Source organism: Iodobacter arcticus, assembly GCF_042664895.1.
Taxonomy (GTDB): domain Bacteria; phylum Pseudomonadota; class Gammaproteobacteria; order Burkholderiales; family Chitinibacteraceae; genus Iodobacter; species Iodobacter arcticus.
Window position 1 is genome coordinate 68,707 of sequence record NZ_JBHTBQ010000035.1, and the last position, 21,314, is coordinate 90,020.

Genomic DNA, 21,314 nt, shown 5'->3' on the forward strand with positions numbered 1-21,314 from the left:
CTTTAGCGAATAGAGGTGCCAACGCGCCCCAAATCCTTAAAATTAAGCCATACAAGAAAAGCTTTACCCACTACGTATTTGTCGGGAACAAAGCCCCAGTAACGCCCATCAGCACTATGATCACGATTATCGCCCATCATAAAGAAATGGCCTTCTGGCACTTTGCAACTAAAGCCTTCTTCATCATAGCGGCAATTTTCTCTATATGGAAAATCGCGTACTTCACCCAAATTAACCGAAGGCACATCGGCCATCGCTAAGGTTGAATAATCGTGTTTGCCCAACTTTTCATTGTATTGCTTATTGTTAACCAGGTAGGTGCCCTGCTCAACGTATTCATGATCTGGCATATCAGTCGTGGGTACAGCCTGGCCATTCACGGTTAATTTCTTATTACGATATTCAACCGTATCGCCTGGCAAACCAATCACCCGTTTAATATAATTAAGCGATGGGTTTTCAGGATAATTAAACACCATCACATCGCCGTGCTCTGGCTTGCCCACGGGAATCATCACATTATTAATGACGGGCGTGCGCAAACCATAAGCAAATTTATTCACCAGAATAAAATCACCCACCACTAAACCTGGGCGCATTGAACTAGATGGAATTTGAAATGGCTCTACAAGGAATGAGCGCAATACAAAAACGGCCAGCAAAACAGGAAAGAAGCCACGGCCATATTCAACCCAATCGGAAACCGGCTTATCGCCGCGCTTCTTTCCCCAGACAAACCGATCCAAGCCCCAGATCACTCCCGTCACCAATACAAAGATCAGCATTGCCGCAGAGATAGAGCAATATTGCACCAACACAATAAATAGCCCCATCACCACACAAAGATAGCCGTACTGCACTAAAGAAGGTGGCTCACTGCCTTTACGCTCATGCTTGGCTCCAATTGCCACCAGCACCGGCCCTAAAATGACGAAAACAATTCCGAGAAACAACCAGTTCATCCGTTTTCCTTTTTAAAATACGTATTACTTATCGCTCACTTGCAAAATCGCAAGGAAGGCTTCTTGTGGGATTTCAACGTTACCGACTTGCTTCATGCGCTTCTTACCCGCTTTTTGCTTGTCGAGCAGTTTACGCTTACGCGAAACGTCACCACCATAACATTTTGCCAATACATCTTTACGCGTGGCTTTTACCGTTTCACGCGCCACAATCTGGCTACCAATAGCGGCTTGAATGGCCACGTCATACATTTGACGCGGAATCAGCTCGCGCATTTTAGCGACCAGCTCACGGCCGCGATACTGGCTGCTGCTGCGGTGAATAATCAAACTTAAAGCATCCACGCGCTCGCTATTGACCAAGACATCGAGCTTAATCAAATCAGCCACTTGGAATTCTTTAAAATCGTAATCCAAGGACGCATAACCACGGCTGACGGACTTCAGACGATCAAAGAAATCCATCACCACTTCAGCCATCGGTAAATCGTAGCTCAACATGACCTGACGGCCCATGTATTGCATATTGCGTTGATTGCCGCGTTTTTGATTACACAGCGTCATCACCGCGCCCACATAATCATGTGGCACTAAGATGGTGGCAGTAATAATCGGCTCACGAATTTCTTCGTATTTTGAAGGATCCGGCAGCTTAGATGGGTTTTCTACATGCACCACTTCGCCTGATTTGAGCAGCAACTCATACACCACCGTCGGCGCGGTGGTAATCAGATCCATATCAAATTCGCGCTCTAAACGCTCTTGCACGATTTCTAAGTGCAATAGGCCCAAGAAGCCACAACGAAAACCAAAACCCAGCGCCTGCGAAACTTCAGGCTCGTAATGCAAAGACGCATCGTTCAGCTTAAGTTTTTCTAAAGCATCACGTAGTTTTTCATAATCATGGCCTTCGATCGGGTACAAACCCGCGAACACCTGTGATTTTACTTCTTTAAACCCTGGCAAAGGCTCAGTAGCTGGTTCTTTAGCCGTGGTGATCGTGTCCCCTACCTTTGCATTGGAGATTTCTTTAATCCCCGCAATGATAAAGCCCACTTCACCCGCTTTCAGCACCGTTCTTTGCACGGTTTTAGGCGTGAATACACCGACTTGTTCGCAAAGATGCTGCGACTTATTCGACATAAACATGATTTTTTCTTTCGGGCTAATCTGGCCATCAACCACACGCACCAACATCACCACGCCCACGTAGTTATCAAACCACGAGTCAATGATCAGGGCTTTTAGCGGCCCCGTTGGATTACCCTTAGGCGCAGGCACCTTGATAATCAAAGATTCAAGAATATCTTCGATACCAATGCCGCTTTTGGCAGAAGCATGCACTGCATCGGTCGCTTCGATGCCGATGATGTCTTCAATTTCTTGAATTACACGCTCAGGATCGGCTGCAGGTAAGTCGATTTTATTTAAAACCGCCACCACTTCAACGCCCTGCTCTAGCGCGGTGTAGCAATTAGCCACAGTTTGCGCCTCAACACCTTGTGAGGCGTCAACCACCAGCAGCGCACCTTCGCAGGCGGCCAAGGAGCGGCTGACTTCATACGAGAAGTCAACGTGTCCGGGGGTGTCGATCAGATTAAGATTATAAATCTCACCATTACGGGCTTTGTAGCTTAGCGCAGCTGTCTGCGCCTTAATCGTGATACCACGCTCTTTTTCAATATCCATTGAGTCCAGCACTTGCGCGCTCATCTCGCGCAGCTCTAAGCCGCCGCAGAATTGGATAAAGCGATCAGCCAGCGTGCTTTTGCCGTGATCGATGTGAGCGATGATCGAGAAATTACGAATATGATCCATTGGCCTGCCAGATATTTCACGAAAAAGGGGTACGCGATCGTACCCCAAATATTAATTTGAACTGATTTTAACGGAAATTAGCAATATAGGCATCAAGAGCCGCTTGATCGAGGTGATAATGGCAAATTTCTACCCCGTCCGAGCCAGCTAAAACAGGCACCCATTCACCATATTTTTCTTCTAATTGCTCGATATCGTCGATATCAATCCACACCAATTCAAAGCCTGCGGCCTGTGCTTGTTGCTGCAAAGCATCTCGCATCACCAAGCACAGGCCGCAGTATTCCCGCCCATAAAGCTTTAGTCGAATCATTTAGCAGGCGCACGCAAAGTAAGGAACATCGAGGCATCCCCTCGAATCACGCGCAAAGCCGTTGCTTCATTGGGCTTTAATGAGGTCAGCGCTTGCTTAAGCTGATTTAAGTTGGTGAGTTCCTGATTGGCCACACCCACAATCAAATCACCGCCTTGTAAACCTGCTTTAGCAGCCGAGCCACGCGCCGCCTGCACCAGCACAGCAAATTTCAAGCCCATCGCTTTCAGTTGTGCGGCATCGACCGCCTGCAAGGATAAACCGAAGCGGCCCCCTTCATCATTTTGATTGCCACGATACTCACGCTCTGCTGTAGTGCGATCAGATTGCTCAAGTATGCCGATTGTTACACTCACATCACGCAAAGCTTTATCACGCCAGATTTGCACGGGGACTTTAGTGCCTGGGCGCACTGATGCCACAAACTTAGGTAAATCGCTGGCTGTACTAATGGCCTGACCATTAAATTTAAGAATCACATCACCCGGCTTCAGACCCGCTTTATCTGCGGGGCCATCTTTCTCTACACTGGCCAGCAAGGTGCCATTAATTTTGCTCAGGCCAAAGCTCTTGGCCAGATCGTCATTTAACTCTTGAATCGCCACACCAATACGACCCCGTGTGACTTTACCAGTGGCTTTTAGCTCATCTGCAACCTTCATCACCACATCAACCGGTATCGAGAACGATAAGCCCATAAAACCACCCGAGCGGCTATAAATTTGCGAGTTAATCCCTACCACTTCACCCGCCATATTAAACAATGGGCCGCCTGAGTTACCGGGGTTAATCGCTACGTCGGTTTGAATAAAGGGCACAAAGGTTTCATCAGGCAGACTGCGGCCCTTTGCTGAAACAATCCCGGCAGTCACCGTATTTTCAAAGCCAAAAGGCGAGCCAATCGCCACCACCCACTCACCCACTTTCAGCTTATTCGCATCCCCCAGCGCAACTTTAGGCAGGCCAGTGGCTTCAATTTTGAGTAAGGCCACATCCGTGCGGGCATCTACACCGATCACTTTGGCCTTAAAGGTGCGCTTATCCGTTAACTTAACGGTAATCTCATCTGCCTGAGCAATCACATGCGCATTGGTCAAGATATAGCCATCCGATGCCATGATAAAGCCTGAACCGAGCGACTGCGCCTGGCGCTCTCGCGGCTGCTGGCCGTTACGTGGCAACATCCGTGGCACAGGAAAACCAAAGCGGCGAAAAATATCCATGCCGTCTTCGTCGCCCATTTGCTGCGGCTGCTCTTTGATGGTGGAGGTGGTAGAAATATTCACTACCGCCCGGCCTTCTTTTTCGACCAGCTGAGTAAAATCAGGCAAATTTGAAGCGGCCGAAACCGAGGCAGAAACAAAGCCCAAAGTTAAACATATTAGTAATTTTTTCATCATGATTTACGTTTCATCTGGCAAGGACTAAGAAACGGCGAGTCTTTAGAAGCAGAAGCCTGACTCGCCACAATGACTGGTTCGGCAGATGCCGCCAGCTGATGCTGCTGTTTCAGCAACACAAAACCCATTACAAAACCTAAAAAACCGCCCAATACGGAATACTCAGCATTTTGTGGTGCAAACCACTGGCCCAAAGCAGCCCCTGCAATCAGTAAAAGGAGCGGCACACCATAAGCCCACACCGCACTTTTTAACAGCATATGCTCTTCCACAGCGACGGTAACCCAGTCCCCAACCTGAGAGGACAAAGGACTTTGAACCCGAAACCCTTCTTGCGCCTGTGCAAATAAGCGGCTGACTGCCGCCGCCTTGCAACCTGTTTCAGGATCACACTGGCCGCAAGGCGTATGGGGTTTGATTTTTACCCATGCGTGTTTACCATCCAGCTGCACAACCTGAGCTTGAGTTTCAATCATTTGGGATCACGAACGGGGATTAAAAGCGTAGGCAAACTTTTTAACTGTTTCGGCAGGTACTTCACCTAAAACCGTCACCATTTTGGCTTGAACTTGCCGCACATACATATGCATCGCACCTTGATGAGACGCGCCCTCTTTGGACTCGGCCACGGAAGGCTCTAAAAAGACCGATACCGTCACTAGGCCATCGCTATAAAGGTGCTGCACCACCGGCATTTCTTTGCCGATCAAGGTGCGCTGCACGCTCTTCATAAAGCGAAAGCCACGCGGCAAATGCTCAATTTTCCATGCAGGCTCAATCGGAGCGCTTGCTACTCCCTGATTAGATTCAATCACCACAGCGCGCAGCGGATTAACCGGCGCTAACAAAGTCCGCTCAACCTTACCAAAGACCAGCGCAGAAAACACAAACAGTTCGCCCGGCAATGAAGATGGCCCAAGGCGCTCAGACTTCAATATTAAGCCACTGTCTGTATGCATCCATAAGCGCAAAGGAAAGCGATAGACGTCTCTGGGCTCTAGCTCATACATCTGTGCGTTTAAACCCGCAACCCGCTCCATCCCTACTTTTTTAAGCTTGTAATTAAGGAGTACCGAATCCGCGTTTTCCGGCAAATGCTGCGGAAATAATTTAGAGCTGAAGCGCCGGTCTAAAGAGATGGGACGCTTAGAAGGCAGGTAAATACTAACTTGAGCGCCTTTGCGAAAATACTCACGACGAGGGCCGTCCAACGATTCGCGGCGCTCAATTTCTACGGCTTCACTCCCCACATGCACAATCCGGAATGTTTCCGTTGAATCGCCATGCTGGTGAGTAAATAAACCCTGAAAATCATTCTGTTTTGCCGCTGCCGACATCCGGTTCAACACAATAGCGGCGTCGGCGTTGTTCATCTCTGATGCCGCCAAGGCGCCTACCGGCAAAAGCAAACTCATGCACAGCACAAAAGACTTTAATCTATCCCGCAAGTCGCCCATTTAGCGCGTATTCTCCGTGGCAAAATCTGCATAGACAATATCGCGCTCAGCCAGAACATTGCCAGATTCCTGGCTATGCGCAGCCAAATAAGCACGTACAGCCGGTGGCTTATCAAGCGACTTCACGTTTTGCACCGCAACCATGGCGGGTGCAGCATTAAAAGTTGTATTAGATTGCCATGCTGCCACGCCCACAAAGGCAATTGATGCGGCCGCAGTCAAAGGAATCAGCAGTTTTTTCATGACTGAGCTACGTTTAAGACGCTGTGGGGCCACCACCGTAGGCTCCGCCGCCAGCCGTGCAGAAAAACGCTGCATAAACTGAGGGGACAACAGGGGATGCTCTTGCAAGTGATCACTCACCTGATGCCAATCGTACCAATCATTATTGAGTGCAGGCACTCGTTTCATTTCAGCAAGCAAGGCATCAACATCAGCCACATCAAGCTCGCCATCCATGAAGGCGGAAAGTTTTTCTTTCATCACATTACCCTCTCATATCCTTTGAAGCTTACCAGCGCTTATCTTTTCCAACGACATCTAATATGGGCCTGAGCTTGTTTGCAATGGCCTCACGAGCGCGGAAAATCCGAGAACGCACCGTACCTATTGGGCAATTCATCACTGCGGCAATATCTTCATAACTTAAACCATCCATTTCACGCAGCGTAATCGCTGTCCGTAATTCGGAGGGCAGCTCATCAACCACTGCATTCACTGTAGAGACAATCTGGCGGTTAGAGAGTTCAGTTTCAGGCGTGTGGTAATCCGGTATTTGTGCAGCCGCATCCAGCGACTCGCCTTCTTCGTCTTCATAAATGCTGGCAAGCTGAGGACGGCGACCCAAAGTTGCTAGGTGGTTTTTAGCCGTATTAATCGCAATGCGATAAAGCCAAGTATAAAAAGCACTTTCGCCACGAAAAGATGGCAAGGCACGATAAGCCTTGATAAACGACTCTTGAGACACGTCCTCGATCTCGGACTGATCGCGAATCAGCCGCGACAAAAGACGTGCGACACGCCGCTGGTATTTTACCACCAACAGTTCAAAGGCTCGCTTATCTCCCGCCTGAGCCCGTAGAACAAGCTCCTGATCGATATCACGATCGCTTCGCTGAATCAAAGATGTCTCCAAAAGATATTTACCCTTACATGGGGTTGCCCATGATTTTTATCAAGTCAGCCCATACAAAAGCTGACAGATTTGGCTTTATACACGGCGAAGACGCTCTGGCGTCTGTTAATATTCCATTTTTCTGGGAATGGAACACCGGCAATGCGGGAATTTGATGCACTAATCATTGGCAGTGGCCTTGGCGGAATGACCATGGCCTTACACTTAGCTGACCATATCCAAGTGGGCCTCATTACCAAACGCGAGCTGCGGGACGGCGGCAGCGGCTGGGCACAGGGCGGCATTGCCGCAGTACTGGATGGCACCGATAGTGTAGAACTGCATATTCGTGACACCCATGTTGCAGGTGCTGGCCTGTGCGATCACGACAGCACGCGCTTTATTGTAGAGCACTCCAAAGAAGCCATCGACTGGCTGATTCAAATGGGCGTGCCTTTCACTAAAGACACCGAAGGCGACAGCGCCTATCAAGGCTACCATCTCACCCGCGAAGGCGGACACAGCCACCGGCGAATTATCCATGCTGCCGATGCCACCGGCGCAGCGGTAATCGACACGCTGGCGCATAAAGTAGCAGCCCACCCCAATATCACCGTGCTTGAATCGCATATTGCCATTGATTTAATCACCGACCAGAAGCTGGGCCGCTCCGGCCGCCATTGCTACGGCGCCTATGTTTACGATAAAGAAACCGACCGCGTAGAAACCATCGTAGCCAAATCCACCGTGCTCGCCAGTGGCGGTGCAGGCAAGGTGTATCTTTACACCACCAACCCCGATGTAGCCACCGGCGACGGCATTGCTATGGGCTGGCGTGCAGGTTGCCGCGTGGCCAATATGGAATTCATCCAATTCCACCCCACCTGCCTTTATCACCCGCACGCCAAATCATTTTTAATTACCGAAGCCGTGCGCGGCGAAGGCGGCATACTCAGACTACCTGACGGCACCCGCTTTATGCCCCTACACGATGAACGCGCCGAGCTGGCCCCGCGCGATATCGTGGCCCGCGCCATCGATTTTGAAATGAAAAAAGGCGGCTTTGACTGCGTTTATCTGGATATTTCCTATAAACCCGCCGCCTTTATTAAAGAGCACTTCCCCAACATCTACCTGCGCTGCCTAGAGCTGGGCATCGACATCACCAAAGAGCCCATCCCCGTTGTACCGGCTGCACACTACACCTGCGGCGGCGTAGTCAGCGATATGGCCGGGCGTACCGACGTTACCAGTCTCTATGCCGTAGGCGAAGTCGCCTGCACCGGCCTGCACGGCGCCAACCGGCTGGCATCCAACTCCTTGCTGGAATGCATGGTGCTCGGCAAAGCCGCCGCCACCGACATCTTAAAAGCCACCGCCACCGAGCGCCCAAATATCCCCGAATGGGACGAAAGCCAAGTCACCGATCCCGACGAAGAAGTGGTGATTTCGCATAATTGGGATGAATTACGCCGCTTTATGTGGGATTACGTCGGCATCGTACGCACCAACAAACGCCTAGAGCGCGCCCTGCACCGCATCGAATTGCTGCAACATGAAATCGACGACTACTACAGCAACTTCCGCGTTTCTAACGACTTAATCGAGCTGCGCAATCTAGTGCAATCTGCCGAACTCATCGTGCGCTGCGCCATGGATAGAAAAGAAAGCCGTGGCCTGCACTACAGCCGCGATTATCCCGGTATGTTAAGCGAGGCGAAGAGCACCATCCTTAGCCCCGATTAAAAGCACTAATTTAAAAAACACAAAAACCCCGCAAGCTGCGGGGTTTTTGTATTTTTAGCGAGTAGATCTATTGATCTTAAATAAATGACAAACAACTACTTTTTTGAGCGCTCCACTCTACTCCATCACCCAACCTGCATCGCATACAATCGCGCATAATAGCCATCCGGCTTTTGCAATAACTCGTGATGCGGCCCCTCCTCTACAATCTACCCTCTGTCCATAGCCACAATCCGATGTGCATCCCGCCGCCCCACACACAAAACCATCTGCATCTATAAGCTTTGTTATTGCCCCATGAGCACCAGTCATTCCCTCAATATATCCAGCCCACTTAACAACTCAAGGATACCCATAACAAGCTCTAAATTAAAAATTAATTATTAATTATTAAAAATATAAAAACACAAAACAAAGCCCTAAACCAACTAAGAATTAAATATCTAGAAAATGGCAGTTGACGCAATCTAACCATAACTAAAAAAACCAACAAAGGAGAAAACAACAACAACACCATAGCCTTACCTACATCTAACGACTCTCTCAGTGGAAATATATTGCTAGAGCTCCAAACATCAATAAAACATAAGAAAGAAAAAATACAAGTTAACAGCCACGCACAGCCGTCAGCGGAGCGCAGAGTCTCTTTTAAAACTTTGCATAAATTATTCTTTATATTCATTAAAATTTCACAAATTCATCAAAATATTTATAGCTTACCAACAAAAAAAATAGTAATACAACTGATATTTTAGAAAAAACTATAGGGTCAGATCTTACATTTGACATGAAGCAATCAATTCAATCTGCTTTGCAAACCACTATACATTTTATCTGATGTAAAATGTAAGACCTGACCCCCCAGTTTTTTTTACAAACGGTGACATCAAAACTAGAATTCGGACTACTAACTTGTGTAACGACGCTAAAATGATCGCCGATATATTTGGCAAGCATGGGGGTCATGCGAAGGCTGAGTTTATCAGCCAATACTTTACCTGTATCATTTGAACTAAGTTTACTTACGTAAGCGGCATCGGCCAATAGTGCATTGATATATGCATCATGAATAATAGTCATTTCTGTTCTCCGATTTGTTTAATTGGCGGTTCTATGTAATGAATCCCTAACTCTTTAAATGCTTCAACTGAAGATGGATGCTCTTTAGGTCTACATGTTGATTCAAATGTCACAGGCCCATCACTAGGAGGAACACCCAGCATCCGTTGTAAAATCCCCCCATCTGCACGCAGAGTGTTGTAGCTAACAACTAGCTCTTTTGTATTTTCTTCTATAAATCGCCACTGGTGAATAGCAATAGGTATCGACGTCCCTTGTATTATAATTTCTGGCTTTGAATCTAAATACACAGTTTTCCCAACCGCTTTTTCCCGATCAATATTAATGAATTCATTTTCCTTGCAAAGCCGTTCAAACTGTTTTTTTGCAATAATTTCATCAACCAATGGAAGGGGAAGTATTGTTAAAAACAACAGTATTAAAATAACATTACGCCACCATTCTTCTGAAAGCCAATTAGCAATATAAAAACTAACTTTTATGGCTATATAAGCCCAAAAAAATAGAATAAGAAGTACAATAAGGGCACTCATACCATCCCCCTAAAGAAAGCACCCATATAAAAATAATTCATTCATCACTCCTTATTGTTAAATTTATAGTATTTGGAATTTAAATTAATATTAATTAATCTACAACATTATCCTTCAATAGAGCTACCAAATAGAATCACCTCTCCCTCACACTCTCCGAAACATGCGCCATTAGTGGCGACAGGAAGTACTCAATAATTCTGCGCTGCCCCGTTTTAATTTCTACCGTTACCGCCATTCCCGGTGCCAGCTTTAGCCATTTACCGTCGATATTCATTTTATTTTTTTGTAATTTAATTCTGGCCTGATAAATAAGCCCTAATTTTTCATCAGGTACTGCATCAAAAGAGACGTTTCTCACTAATCCTTCAATTAAGCCGTATTTGGTGTAATTAAAGGTTTCAATTTTAATAGCGGCGGCCTGCCCGGCATTCACAAAGCCGATGTCTTTATTTTCCAGCACCACTTCGGCCTCAACGGCTTCATCCCTTGGCACAATCACCAGCAGGGCTTGCGCGGGGGTGACGACGCCGCCCACGGTGTGTACGGCCAGTTGCTGCACGATCCCGGCTACGGGCGCGGTTAAACGGGTTTGTTTTTGTAGCTGCCCAGTTTTAACCACGTCCTGGGTAAACGAGCGGGCTTGCTCACTGGCTTGGGTGAGCAGATCGTGCTGGGTGCGGCGAAACTCTGCCTGAATGGCGATTCTTTGCTGGGCATTGCCGCGAATGGCGGCATCCAGCTCTGATTTTTTATGCCGCTGGTTGGCTAAATCTTGCTCGGTTTCTATTCTGGCCTGCTGCTTTTCCAGTACGCCGTGTTTGGAAACAAAGTTTTGCAGGGCAAGATCCTGAAAATCTTTTTCGCGCTGCTTAATAATTGGTAAGGTTTGCTCAAACTTGGCGATTTGATCTTGCACCCCAGCCCGCTCTGCCTGCTTACGTGAAGTATCACTATCCAGGGTAGATAGCCTAGCTTGTAATTCCTGCCACTGGCTGAGCGCCAGGCGGCTGGCTTCCAGCGATTGCAGCTCCTTACCTGCTGCCACATTATTGACAACAGGCGCTTGCCCGCTATCTAAAGCGGCGAGCAAAGCTTTAGCGCGCAGGGCATTTAATTCTGCATCGTGCAGATTGGTTTGCTGCTTGGTGTTTTCTGCGCCAGAGACGGTGCCATCCAGCTCGATCAGCAATTGCCCCGCTTGCACCGTTTGCCCGTCTTGCACATGAATCGATTTCACCACCCCTGCCTCTAAGGGCTGAATGGTTTTACTGCGATCAGACACAATCAACCTGCCCGGTGCCACGGCCACAATATCAATCTTGCCAAGACAGGCCCATAACAGGGCGATCAGGATAAAAGCGAGCAAGGCCCAAAGGGTGATGCGGGCGGCGGGGTGAGGGGGATTTTCTTGTAGCTCGAGGGCGGCGGGTAAAAAGGCAAGCTCATTACTATTTCTGGCGATGGGATCTAGCTCATGACGTATAGCCCAAACCCCCGAAAAAACAGTAAGGTATTTTGTAAGTAACTCTTTGAAAACAGGGGTAAACATAGAAGCCAGGAACAGAATCATGAGGGGCAACCATCTTATATGGTGATTCTGCAATAATTAATGATAAATGATAAATGATTATTCGCCAGATAAAAGGCCATACAAATAAAAAAAGTCTATGCAATAACACCGGAATAGCCGCACGCAAATCACCTTTACATCTTTTTTTACATACCTAATTACCCTAACCTTAAACTAAAAAACCCCGCATTAGCGGGGTTTTTATCCAATACTCAGCAAACTTAAGATTTCGGTTGAATATCAAATTCAAACTTCAATGTTTTCTTGCTGCTGGCATTTTTTGGATCGGCGTATTGAACTTCTTTTAAATGCATGCGAGCAAAGCTGTTGCCTTCTGCGGAGCGAATCATGGTTGCAGCATCTGGGTTGGCTTTTAACATATGTGCTGCCGCCAAGCCGGCTTTAGTGGCCTCAGCATCACTGCCGTAATAGGTATACCAGCCATAATCTAAAACAGGGTAATTGCCTTTAGCGGCCGGGCTAAGGGGGGATGCATTTTTATCGCTCAGCCATTTTGGTTTTGCTGGTAATAAATCTGTTGCCGTTAATAGTGCTCGGGTTTGTGCCAGATTATTTGTATCGGCAAATTTAGCGGCAATGGCTTTGCCCTCTGCGGTATAAAAACCATCCGGTGTTTTAGCCAATAAGCCGCCTAGCGGTTTGCCTGCCACGCTGCTATTTAGCTTCATGTTATTGCGATTAAATGCGATATGCCATGCACCGGTTTCTGTTGACACTGCATTTTTTGCCAAATCAAAATACACCCAGCCTTTAGATGCATCTAGCGTTGCGCTTAATTCATTATTGCTTGTGCGATCTACCCAGCGAATCGAAGGGAAACCAGAAACCGCACCGCCTGTGCCACCGTAATAGCCTGTTACTTGCAAAGCAAACTGTTTAGCCACCGGGTTGGTGGTGTCTTCAGAAATCAGGAACACTTTAAAGTTAGGGCTCAGCTTATGATCCCCTGCTAAATCATATTCAAAAGCAGCCGATTTAATCGGGTTTGTACCGGTAAATACGCCTTCAGCAAAGTCTTTAATATAGGAATTTGCATCCAAAGCGCCGCTGATAGGATCAGCCATCCCGTTGAGCCATTTTTTTAAATCGGCCCATTTGGCGTCAAGAGGGCTAGCCACAGCGCCACCTTTACCTGCACCACTAGTGCCGCTATTAGTAAAGAAGCTGGTGCTGCGTCCATCATCTTTTGCTTTAACGTCCCAAGTATCGCTTGTGCAATCTGCCGCTTTTTGAGTATCGATATCAAAACACAACTCTCCGCCTGCTTTAGCTTCAAATGCCACATCCCATGTTGCGGTTTTAGTAAATCCAGAAACAGGAGTTGGCGCTGGGGTGGGTTTTGGAACCGGCGTTGGTGCAACGGTTGCATCATCACTGCCCCCGCATGCGCTCAGCAATAAAGTCATGGCAAATAAACTACCGCTTAATACTAAAGATGGCTTCATGATCATTTTTTAAACTCCTCTATTAACTACCCCAGGCAAAACGGCTACCCAGATAAATAAAACGCCCTGAAATGGGACCAAAATCATTTGGGTTACTGAAATCACGCTGCGTATCTTGCACATTATCAATACCGATATATGCTGTTATGTTTTTATTAATTTGTTGGTTAAATTTAATATCGGTCGTCATCCATGCATCAGAATGAGCATTCTTTGCAGAGTCGATTAATTCAGCGCTTTGATAACGGCTACGCAAAGTAAAGGTGCTTCCTGCTAACACCTCCCAATCCAAACCAAGGCGCGCCATGTTTTCCGGGCGACGAGTGAGTGCTTTGCCACTATCCAGATCTTTGCTCAGACTATAGGTATAAGAAGTATTTATATTTAATTGATCTGATACACGCCAATCCAATGCTGTTTCTATACCGCGTGTTTCAGTACGCGCTATATTTTTGTAAGTAAACTTCGAAACACCATTACTTGTCACTGCATTTATTTCATCAACCTGAATTAAATCTTTAACCTGATTGAAATAGGCATTGATATCCAGTGAAACTTTTCTGGATAAAGCAAGATTGCCACCCAATTGCCAGCTATTGGAGGATTCTGGTTTTAAATTTGGATTGCCCAATACCATATAGCCCAGCGAGCTATGATCAAATAGGAAATGCCGCTCTTTTAAATTAGGAACGCGATAGCCTTGACCAAAGCTAGCCCGAAGCACTCCTTTCCAATCGCCGCTTTCCCATACATTGCCGCGTAGCGCAATTTTAGGTGCGGCATGCGTGCCAAAATCAGAATCATCTTGCACGCGTAAGCCCAGCACAACTTCCCAATCATCTCCGAAGAAAATATCGTTCTGCACAAACAACTCGCGGCTTTCTTTACTTACCTTTTGTGAGCCTAAAAACTCAGATACGCCATTCACGCTTTGGCTAACATTCTCTTTGCGCCAATCCATCCCAAATTGCCAAAGCTGGCTATACCAAGCAGGCAAATCGACCTGAGCAGTCAAATGATTTAAATGCTGCTCAAAGCGGCGTACCGACATCAAATCACCCAGGGAATATTCTTTTCCTTCGCTATTGTAAGTTTCATCAAGCAGCTGCGCCTGCACCCGCATGCCATTAACGAAGCTTGTTTTAGCCCCTGCTACAAAGCGATCGCGGGCAATGCCTTCGGTTTTTTCTTGTGCGAGCAATCTGGGTGGCACATAGCGCTGATAGCGCTGCACATCATCTTCACGATAGCGGCTTCCTTCTACCCATAACTCATCACCCGCCTGAGGCAGCCAGCTTAGTTTTGCACCATATTGCTGACGTTTAGAGGCATCGCCCTGACGAGACCAGTTTTCTGGTTTAGTCCCAAAGCCGGCATCATCCAGCACATCACCGCTCAAACGCGCCCGCCATTGCTCGCTGCCGCCTTCTAGCTGAAACTGACCGTGCTTCAGGCCCGCATCCCAAGATTTTCCAGAATCATTTTGCGCACCATAGCTACCCAAGCTGGCATCAGCGCTACCGGAAAAACCAGGCTTTACCCGGCGCGTAATCACATTAATCACTCCACCCATCGCCGAGCTGCCGTATTGCGCCGATGCCGCGCCTTTAATCACTTCGATATGGTCGACTTCTGAAAGCAAATACTGGCTTAAATTCACCGTAGAGCTAGTGCTGGCGGCAATGGGCAGACCATCGATCAACACCAGAACCTGATCGCTGCTTAAGCCTTGTAAAGACAGCTCATACCCCGATTTACCGTGCACTTCTCTGAGCTGCAAGCCGGGGATATTTTCGATCGCGTCTTTTAAAGTGCGGGCGTGGGTTTTTTCGATTTCTGCACGGCTGATCACCTCGGTGCGCACCGGCGTATCGTCCACCCGCCTTTCGCTGCGCGTTGCGGTCACCACAACGGTATCCAGCGTGACATCGGCCATAGCAAACGAGGAGGTCAGCAACAATAACAGCGCAGTTTTTTTAATGCGACAAGGCGGCTGGGTAACAAGCGAAGAGTAAGACACGGCGTCCATTACATGAGAATATATTTAATGATAATCATTATCATACTCATCTGTATTTATTGTCAATGCCATTTAATTAATCAAGCAAAAACACGCTAAAAAACACGGAAAAACCAATAAAAAAGAGCAAGGCATCCAACGATGCCTTGCTCTTTTTTAATCTGCGGATAAGCCCAAAACACAAGCAGCGTATTGCGCCCCAACTAATCTTGCGTCTGTCGCGACTGGAGTGCCGGCCATTGCCAAAGCAGCCAAACCCGCCACTGGCGCAAGCTTTCGGCAGGTGCACTATCTGGCCAGATCACTAAATCAATGGGTCGGGCATCACCGATCAGATGCAGCACAATCAAGCCGCCCATTACCCTGCTAGAAGGCAATAAAACCGCATCAACTTCTTTGCCATCAGCATACGTTAGCCTGATTGATCCATCCGCCAAAGCCATCACGCAAGATGACGCTGACGGTTTCAGATATAAGCTGCGATACAAAGAAAAAGCCACCACAAGCGTGATGGCCCAAAGCCAAGGGCTAAACAGGCAAGCAAACGCCGCGCAGGCATGGCTTAAATACAGCCAGCGCCTCTCCCACAAAGAGGGTGCAAGCACCAGCGGCGCGGGGATCATTCGGTGATTTGAATACTGCCTGATACATTAACCGTTAAACGGCTTTCGCCTGATTCAATCGGCGCATCAGCAGCCCTGCCCATCTCCATTGCACCACTACTTTTCATCATCATGGGCTGCGGACGATAACCACCTGCCGTATTGACATTCACATTGATCATTTTCCAACTCTTGCCTGCAAAGCCTTTTTGGATCAGCGCGGCACGGTATTTAAAGTCTTGTAAACCTTCTTCAATCAGCACCTCTTCAGCTTTAGAGCGCGCGCCTTCTGAAACACCATAGCTGACATTTGCCAATTGCATTGGTAAGCCACCCGCAATCGGCTGTTGCAGCTGAGCCAGCAATTTAGACAGTACCGCAAAATCGCGCGAGGACACACGCAATTCGCCCCGGCTGCGCCAGCCTTCTTGCTTATTCGTTTTGCCATACAGCGGATAGGTTGCATAACCCGTGCCACCATTTTGTACTGCCGTCTGGGCTTTCACGAGCTTAATCGCGGCAGCAAGCGTTTGATTAATCTTATCGCTCAGACGCGCAGGATCGGTATCGGTCAGCTCAACAAACAAAATAGCACTCGCCAGATCATTCGCCACTTCACGTGAAGCGCTGGCTTCCAGATTCACCACATTAAACATCGGGGTATCGCTGGCTGCCATTGCTGACGTCATGGCAGTCATCATGACCGCTGAAAGAAGATATTTCATCACAAATCCTTATAATCACAGCTTACGAAAATAATCTTTTGACAATAGTTTAATTAAAATAAACACGAAAGCTACAAGTAAAAAGTACCACTTATTCACGCCTGTCACAGCGCAAAATCAAACTTTTCATGATGATATTTTTAACGCGTCAAGCCCCCTAAATTACAAAAAATCCACAAACTGTCTTTCATTTTCCATCATTTGATCTACTCACATGCGCTACTTTCTAACTAGATCAGCAGAAATTATTGTCATTTTAAATACAATTGCAAAATAAAAGGGCGATAATCCGCCCCTTTATTGAACTCAGTAAGTTAAAGTACTTAGCAATCGATTAATGATAACCATGATCAGTAGGTGTGTTGTGGATCTCTTCCGCAACCGCGTCCATGACGCCTAAATGCACTTCAACATCAAACCATTCCCAAAATGTTTTGAGATTGCGTTTTTCTGGCCAGTGCTGCTCTTCAGCCACCCAAGAGGAAAGCTCCATTTCAAATAATTTTTCAGCAATTTCATCAATAAAAGCGATGCCATCCTCAGTTTCATTCGCCTCTGGAATCAGAATAGAGGTACAGTCACAACGAACTTCATCCAAAGTCAGCTGGATGTCATTTCCTGGCAACTTATTGAGCCAATCGAGAAAAGGTTGCCGTGGCTTAATAATAGCAACCGAGCGATCGACGATAAACATGCAGAACTCCTTGGTTAAAAGTATATCTTTACCGCAGTGCGGCATTTAGGCACAAGGTTAGCACGGCGAGTGCTACGCTGTATTTTCAACGGCAAATATTCTGCCCATCTTGATAAGTATGATGAATCAAACAACTGATCCCCGTCCCCGTAAAAAAGTAAGCTGGCGTGCCGCGATTGTCACGTCCCCAAGCGCCCCGCCCGTCTACGGCATTGCCATTGAAGTAGCGGAAAACAAGCTGATTATACTGGCAGACAAAGAAGTCAAAGCAGGCACGACTTGCCATATCTACCTCGATATTCCCGGCTCTTTAATCAAGCAATACGTTGATTTTACCGGCAATATCAGCTGCACTTCCCTTATTGGCCAAGTCAGCATGTTCCGCCATATTGTGCAAATTAAAGAAATCAACGCAACGCAGCGTGAAAACCTGATGAAAGCACTCAAAACCACCTAAACAAATGCCGGCAGCACTCAGGCAGGCACAGCCTGGGAAACGATCAAGCTGCTCATCGCAGCTTGATCTGTCTACCTTACAACGGCTTTTTGCCGCTCTTCTTGCTATCCACAACATCAAGCCCCGTAGGCGTTATCACCTTAACCATGGCAGCCGTGGGTTTAACCCTAGCTGCGCGCGGTTTTCTTGCAGCAGGGCTTGCTGTGGCCGCAGCCGCTTGCTCTGCAGTTGGCTTGGCCGCTGCAACACGCGGTTTAGCAGCCGGCTTATTCGCAGCTGGTTTAGCAGCATTGGCTACTGCAACAGACTTAGCGGCAGGTGTACGCGGTTTTTTTACCGCGCGCTTTGCTGCCACATCAACGGTCTGGGGCTGATCAGCCACCGCCGCCTTAGGCTTAGCCGCCCTTGGAAGCACGGTTTTCTTTACGCTATCGGCAGCTGGCTGAGGCAGCACTGCATCTGTTTTTTTAACGGCAGCAGTGCGTTTTCTTGGGTTAAGTGGCTTAGGTTTAGCAGGCGCAATCGGAGCAACTTCAGTAACACGTGGCTTGGCATGAGGCTTGGCTTGACCACCACGCGGCGCAGGGCTGCGCGGAGGCGCATTACGGCGGCCCGGCGGCGTTGCCACTTGATCGCCCCAAGTGGCTTTTTCTTCAACTAGCATAAAATCAATTTTGCTGGTTTCTAAAGAAACACGTGCCACTTTGATTTTTACCCGGCCAGTTATGCGATAAACCTGCCCCGTGCGCTCGCCTTTCAGCTCTTTACGCACCTCATCAAAGTGGAAGTAATCTGCTCCCAACTCAGAAATATGCACCAAGCCCTCTACAAACACATTATCCAGCAATACAAAAATACCAAAGCCAGTCACCGCAGAAATAACGCCTTCGAATTCTTCGCCCACCTTATCTTGCATGTAATAACACTTTAGCCAGTTTTGCACATCACGGCTGGCATCATCGGCGCGGCGCTCCGTCATTGAGCACTGCGTGCCCAAGGCTTCCCATTTCATTGCCGGCGTATACTTTTGCCCAGCCAGAATCGCCTTAATGGCGCGATGCACCAATAAATCCGGGTAGCGGCGAATAGGCGAAGTAAAGTGGGTATAAGCATCGTAAGACAAACCGAAATGCCCTTTATTATCGGGACTATAAACGGCTTGCGAAAGCGATCTGAGCAACATGGTTTGCAAGAGTGGCGCATCGTCCCGCAGCTTGATTTTCTCCAGCAGAACCGCGTAATCGCCTGCCGTTGGCTCATCATCACCATCGAGAGATAAACCCACGCTCTTAATGTAAGTGCGCAAATTCTCTAGTTTTTCTGGTGTCGGGCCTTCATGCACCCGGTAAACGCATTCGTGTTCTTTTTTCAGCAGAATATCAGCAGCACACACATTGGCGGCCAGCATGCATTCTTCAATCAGCTTATGTGCATCATTGCGAATAACCGGCACGATTTCGCTGATTTTGCCTTTTTCATCAAAACGCATTTCAGTTTCAATGGTTTCAAAATCAATCGCACCACGCAGCGCACGGGCACCAGAAAATGCTTTAAACAAAGCATAAAGTGTGTCGATCTGCGGCAATACATGCTGATATTGCTGAGCGATTTCACCCTCAGGATGCTGCACCATATCCCATACTTTGGTGTAAGTCAGGCGCGCTTTTGAATGCATCACAGCCGGATAAAAGCGATATTTTTTAATTTCGCCCTTAGCCGTAATTTGCATATCGCACACCATACACAGGCGCTCTACGTCCGGCATTAAAGAACAAATGCCATTAGATAATGCTTCTGGCAACATCGGAATCACCCGGCGCGGGAAATAAACCGAATTACCGCGCTCAATCGCCCCCACATCCAACGCATCACCCGGCAAGACATAATGGCTTACATCGGCAATCGCCACGATTAAGCGCCAGCCTTTGCCTTTTTTCTCTGCATAAACGGCATCATCAAAATCTTTAGCCGTTTCACCGTCGATGGTCACTAGCGGCAAATCGCGTAAATCTTCACGCTCTACCGTGCCCAGCACTTTCTTCCAATCTTTTTTGCGTACTTTGCTAGGGGTTTCTTCCCCTTGCAAAATCGCTGCTTCAGAAAATTCATGAGGTAAATTGTGCTTACGCAGGGCAATCTCAATTTCCATGCCCGGATCGGCATAATTACCTAGCACCTGAATCACCCGGCCTACAGGCTGAGAATAACGTGAAGGCTGGCTGACCAGCTCAACCATCACCACCTGCCCTGATTCCGCCCCCATCGTGCCGTTGGGCTCCAGCAGAATTTCGTGACTAATCCGCTTATCTTCTGCGGTAACGGTATAAACACCATGCTCACCATGCAGACGGCCCACTAATTTACTCGTCGCCCTCACTAACACTTCAACAATACTGCCTTCACGACGACCACGGCGATCTAGGCCCATCGGGCGCACCAGCACACGATCGCCATGCAAAACTTTATTCATTTCCTTAGGGCCAAGGTAAAGATCGCTACTGCCATCATCGGGTACTAAAAAGCCAAACCCATCGGTATGCCCTTGCACCCGTCCAGGTAAAAGATCGAGCTTATCAGGCAGGCATAATGCACCTTTGCGATTAATCATCACCTGCCCTTCACGTTCCATCGCGGCCATGCGGCGATGGAACTGTGTTTCTTCCTCGGGCAAAATAGCCAGGGTACTCATCAATTCATCAACAAAAATAGGTGCGCCGTGCTCACTCAGTACTTGCAGCACAAATTCTCGGGAAGGAAGTGGAAATTCATAACGTTCGCGTTCGCGCTCAAGAAATGGGTCTGACGCGCGTATGCCTTTGATTTTTTTAGAACGGCCGCTCATTGTCGAGGCCTCCTGATTTGGAATAGTGGAAATTCTTAAAGATTTCTTCGGTATATTTCTTGACATGGTGTCTGCTTTTAACAATAATCGCCTCCTCTTAAGTGAGGCGCAGCAACATTCTAACGCTTTTAGAGCGCCCAGGTGGCGGAATTGGTAGACGCGCATGGTTCAGGTCCATGTGCCTTCGGGTGTGGAGGTTCGAGTCCTCTCCTGGGCACCACGTTCTAAAAGTTGCTTTAAATGATTTGCAGCAAAAGCAGTAGATGAAGTTTAAATTAGCCACTTTTGAAATAGGTTAATTGCATTGCCCAGATGGCGGAATTGGTAGACGCGCATGGTTCAGGTCCATGTGCCTTCGGGTGTGGAGGTTCGAGTCCTCTTCTGGGCACCATAAGTAAATGAAGCTGATTTCAAAAAAGTCAGCAACAGACAAGTAAGTTTGCAATAGATTTAAATGCTAGACGTATTGCCCAGATGGCGGAATTGGTAGACGCGCATGGTTCAGGTCCATG

The 21,314-nt window shown here is 47.7% G+C and carries 20 protein-coding genes and 2 tRNA genes; 5 read left to right on the plus strand and 17 right to left on the minus strand.

All coding sequences use genetic code 11. From position 1 onward, the window contains the following. Positions 1-2: 2 nt before the first annotated feature. From lepB to rpoE, 8 genes are all read right to left on the minus strand, one after another. A complete protein-coding gene (lepB, locus tag ACFQNF_RS16410) occupies positions 3-962 on the minus strand; it encodes a signal peptidase I (RefSeq protein WP_380189007.1) in 960 nt (319 codons plus the stop codon). A 24-nt stretch (positions 963-986) separates the two neighbouring features. After that, a complete protein-coding gene (gene lepA / locus ACFQNF_RS16415; RefSeq protein WP_380189008.1) occupies positions 987-2,780 on the minus strand; it encodes a translation elongation factor 4 in 1,794 nt (597 codons plus the stop codon). A gap of 67 nt (positions 2,781-2,847) precedes the next feature. Continuing rightward, positions 2,848-3,093, minus strand: a complete 246-nt coding sequence (locus tag ACFQNF_RS16420) for a glutaredoxin family protein (RefSeq protein ID WP_380189009.1) — start codon at positions 3,091-3,093, stop codon at positions 2,848-2,850. Further along, positions 3,090-4,493 (minus strand): DegQ family serine endoprotease, encoded by a 1,404-nt coding sequence (locus tag ACFQNF_RS16425; RefSeq protein ID WP_380189010.1) that lies wholly within the window; start codon positions 4,491-4,493, stop codon positions 3,090-3,092. Before ACFQNF_RS16425 ends, ACFQNF_RS16420 begins: the two co-directional genes overlap by 4 nt. Then, on the minus strand, positions 4,490-4,969 hold the full coding sequence (locus ACFQNF_RS16430; protein ID WP_380189011.1) for a SoxR reducing system RseC family protein: 480 nt from the start codon (positions 4,967-4,969) through the stop codon (positions 4,490-4,492). The genes ACFQNF_RS16425 and ACFQNF_RS16430 overlap by 4 nt, the downstream gene beginning before the upstream one ends. Before the next feature lie 6 nt (positions 4,970-4,975). After that, positions 4,976-5,908: a MucB/RseB C-terminal domain-containing protein gene (locus tag ACFQNF_RS16435; RefSeq protein WP_380189012.1), complete on the minus strand. Its 933-nt coding sequence runs from the start codon at positions 5,906-5,908 to the stop codon at positions 4,976-4,978. A gap of 42 nt (positions 5,909-5,950) precedes the next feature. Further along, positions 5,951-6,433 (minus strand): sigma-E factor negative regulatory protein, encoded by a 483-nt coding sequence (locus ACFQNF_RS16440; protein WP_380189013.1) that lies wholly within the window; start codon positions 6,431-6,433, stop codon positions 5,951-5,953. 28 nt (positions 6,434-6,461) lie between these two features. Next, positions 6,462-7,070, minus strand: a complete 609-nt coding sequence (gene rpoE / locus ACFQNF_RS16445; RefSeq protein ID WP_046350178.1) for an RNA polymerase sigma factor RpoE — start codon at positions 7,068-7,070, stop codon at positions 6,462-6,464. A 5-nt stretch (positions 7,071-7,075) separates the two neighbouring features. Here rpoE and ACFQNF_RS16450 point away from each other — a divergent pair, with 5 nt between their 5' ends. Then, a complete protein-coding gene (locus ACFQNF_RS16450) occupies positions 7,076-7,240 on the plus strand; it encodes a hypothetical protein (protein WP_380189014.1) in 165 nt (54 codons plus the stop codon). Continuing rightward, positions 7,227-8,810 (plus strand): L-aspartate oxidase, encoded by a 1,584-nt coding sequence (gene nadB / locus ACFQNF_RS16455; RefSeq protein WP_380189015.1) that lies wholly within the window; start codon positions 7,227-7,229, stop codon positions 8,808-8,810. Before ACFQNF_RS16450 ends, nadB begins: the two co-directional genes overlap by 14 nt. Before the next feature lie 801 nt (positions 8,811-9,611). Here the strand turns inward: nadB and ACFQNF_RS16460 are convergent. From ACFQNF_RS16460 to ACFQNF_RS16495, 8 genes are all read right to left on the minus strand, one after another. Beyond that, a complete protein-coding gene (locus tag ACFQNF_RS16460; protein WP_380189016.1) occupies positions 9,612-9,890 on the minus strand; it encodes a hypothetical protein in 279 nt (92 codons plus the stop codon). After that, on the minus strand, positions 9,887-10,423 hold the full coding sequence (locus ACFQNF_RS16465) for a hypothetical protein (RefSeq protein WP_380189017.1): 537 nt from the start codon (positions 10,421-10,423) through the stop codon (positions 9,887-9,889). Before ACFQNF_RS16465 ends, ACFQNF_RS16460 begins: the two co-directional genes overlap by 4 nt. Before the next feature lie 136 nt (positions 10,424-10,559). Continuing rightward, the gene (locus ACFQNF_RS16470; protein WP_380189018.1) at positions 10,560-11,996 is read right to left on the minus strand and encodes an HlyD family type I secretion periplasmic adaptor subunit; all 1,437 of its coding nucleotides are present in this window, start codon (positions 11,994-11,996) and stop codon (positions 10,560-10,562) included. A 221-nt stretch (positions 11,997-12,217) separates the two neighbouring features. After that, positions 12,218-13,462, minus strand: a complete 1,245-nt coding sequence (locus ACFQNF_RS16475) for an HmuY family protein (RefSeq protein ID WP_380189019.1) — start codon at positions 13,460-13,462, stop codon at positions 12,218-12,220. Between the two features lie 22 nt (positions 13,463-13,484). Next, a complete protein-coding gene (locus tag ACFQNF_RS16480) occupies positions 13,485-15,482 on the minus strand; it encodes a TonB-dependent receptor plug domain-containing protein (protein ID WP_380189020.1) in 1,998 nt (665 codons plus the stop codon). A gap of 203 nt (positions 15,483-15,685) precedes the next feature. Then, on the minus strand, positions 15,686-16,105 hold the full coding sequence (locus ACFQNF_RS16485; RefSeq protein WP_380189021.1) for a protein YgfX: 420 nt from the start codon (positions 16,103-16,105) through the stop codon (positions 15,686-15,688). Continuing rightward, positions 16,102-16,809, minus strand: coding sequence for an SIMPL domain-containing protein (locus ACFQNF_RS16490; RefSeq protein ID WP_380189022.1), 708 nt, complete (start codon positions 16,807-16,809; stop codon positions 16,102-16,104). The genes ACFQNF_RS16485 and ACFQNF_RS16490 overlap by 4 nt, the downstream gene beginning before the upstream one ends. Positions 16,810-17,143: 334 nt before the next feature. Continuing rightward, positions 17,144-17,503, minus strand: coding sequence for a hypothetical protein (locus tag ACFQNF_RS16495; protein WP_380189023.1), 360 nt, complete (start codon positions 17,501-17,503; stop codon positions 17,144-17,146). Positions 17,504-17,621: 118 nt separating this feature from the next. On the opposite strand from ACFQNF_RS16495, the gene ACFQNF_RS16500 reads away from it, so the two are divergent. After that, positions 17,622-17,960, plus strand: a complete 339-nt coding sequence (locus ACFQNF_RS16500) for a hypothetical protein (RefSeq protein ID WP_380189024.1) — start codon at positions 17,622-17,624, stop codon at positions 17,958-17,960. A 76-nt stretch (positions 17,961-18,036) separates the two neighbouring features. On the opposite strand, the gene rnr is transcribed toward ACFQNF_RS16500, so the two are convergent. Next, positions 18,037-20,802 carry a ribonuclease R gene (rnr, locus tag ACFQNF_RS16505; RefSeq protein ID WP_380189025.1) on the minus strand — a complete coding sequence of 922 codons (2,766 nt, stop codon included), beginning with the start codon at positions 20,800-20,802 and terminating at the stop codon, positions 18,037-18,039. Positions 20,803-20,937: 135 nt separating this feature from the next. Here rnr and ACFQNF_RS16510 point away from each other — a divergent pair. Beyond that, positions 20,938-21,022 (plus strand) — tRNA-Leu (locus ACFQNF_RS16510). Between the two features lie 86 nt (positions 21,023-21,108). After that, positions 21,109-21,193 (plus strand) — tRNA-Leu (locus tag ACFQNF_RS16515). Positions 21,194-21,314: the final 121 nt, after the last annotated feature.

What these genes read in the sequence shown, in the direction of transcription:
- ACFQNF_RS16460 (WP_380189016.1), bottom strand. Translation starts at nt 9,890, where the DNA reads ATGACTATTATTCATGATGCATATATCAATGCACTATTGGCCGATGCC.
- ACFQNF_RS16440 (WP_380189013.1), bottom strand. Translation starts at nt 6,433, where the DNA reads ATGAAAGAAAAACTTTCCGCCTTCATGGATGGCGAGCTTGATGTGGCT.
- ACFQNF_RS16475 (WP_380189019.1), bottom strand. Translation starts at nt 13,462, where the DNA reads ATGAAGCCATCTTTAGTATTAAGCGGTAGTTTATTTGCCATGACTTTA.
- rnr (WP_380189025.1), bottom strand. Translation starts at nt 20,802, where the DNA reads ATGAGCGGCCGTTCTAAAAAAATCAAAGGCATACGCGCGTCAGACCCA.
- ACFQNF_RS16420 (WP_380189009.1), bottom strand. Translation starts at nt 3,093, where the DNA reads ATGATTCGACTAAAGCTTTATGGGCGGGAATACTGCGGCCTGTGCTTG.
- ACFQNF_RS16450 (WP_380189014.1), top strand. Translation starts at nt 7,076, where the DNA reads ATGTCTCCAAAAGATATTTACCCTTACATGGGGTTGCCCATGATTTTT.
- ACFQNF_RS16425 (WP_380189010.1), bottom strand. Translation starts at nt 4,493, where the DNA reads ATGATGAAAAAATTACTAATATGTTTAACTTTGGGCTTTGTTTCTGCC.
- ACFQNF_RS16465 (WP_380189017.1), bottom strand. Translation starts at nt 10,423, where the DNA reads ATGAGTGCCCTTATTGTACTTCTTATTCTATTTTTTTGGGCTTATATA.
- ACFQNF_RS16435 (WP_380189012.1), bottom strand. Translation starts at nt 5,908, where the DNA reads ATGAGTTTGCTTTTGCCGGTAGGCGCCTTGGCGGCATCAGAGATGAAC.
- nadB (WP_380189015.1), top strand. Translation starts at nt 7,227, where the DNA reads ATGCGGGAATTTGATGCACTAATCATTGGCAGTGGCCTTGGCGGAATG.
- ACFQNF_RS16470 (WP_380189018.1), bottom strand. Translation starts at nt 11,996, where the DNA reads ATGATTCTGTTCCTGGCTTCTATGTTTACCCCTGTTTTCAAAGAGTTA.
- ACFQNF_RS16430 (WP_380189011.1), bottom strand. Translation starts at nt 4,969, where the DNA reads ATGATTGAAACTCAAGCTCAGGTTGTGCAGCTGGATGGTAAACACGCA.
- lepA (WP_380189008.1), bottom strand. Translation starts at nt 2,780, where the DNA reads ATGGATCATATTCGTAATTTCTCGATCATCGCTCACATCGATCACGGC.
- ACFQNF_RS16495 (WP_380189023.1), bottom strand. Translation starts at nt 17,503, where the DNA reads ATGTTTATCGTCGATCGCTCGGTTGCTATTATTAAGCCACGGCAACCT.
- ACFQNF_RS16485 (WP_380189021.1), bottom strand. Translation starts at nt 16,105, where the DNA reads ATGATCCCCGCGCCGCTGGTGCTTGCACCCTCTTTGTGGGAGAGGCGC.
- ACFQNF_RS16490 (WP_380189022.1), bottom strand. Translation starts at nt 16,809, where the DNA reads ATGAAATATCTTCTTTCAGCGGTCATGATGACTGCCATGACGTCAGCA.
- ACFQNF_RS16500 (WP_380189024.1), top strand. Translation starts at nt 17,622, where the DNA reads ATGATGAATCAAACAACTGATCCCCGTCCCCGTAAAAAAGTAAGCTGG.
- lepB (WP_380189007.1), bottom strand. Translation starts at nt 962, where the DNA reads ATGAACTGGTTGTTTCTCGGAATTGTTTTCGTCATTTTAGGGCCGGTG.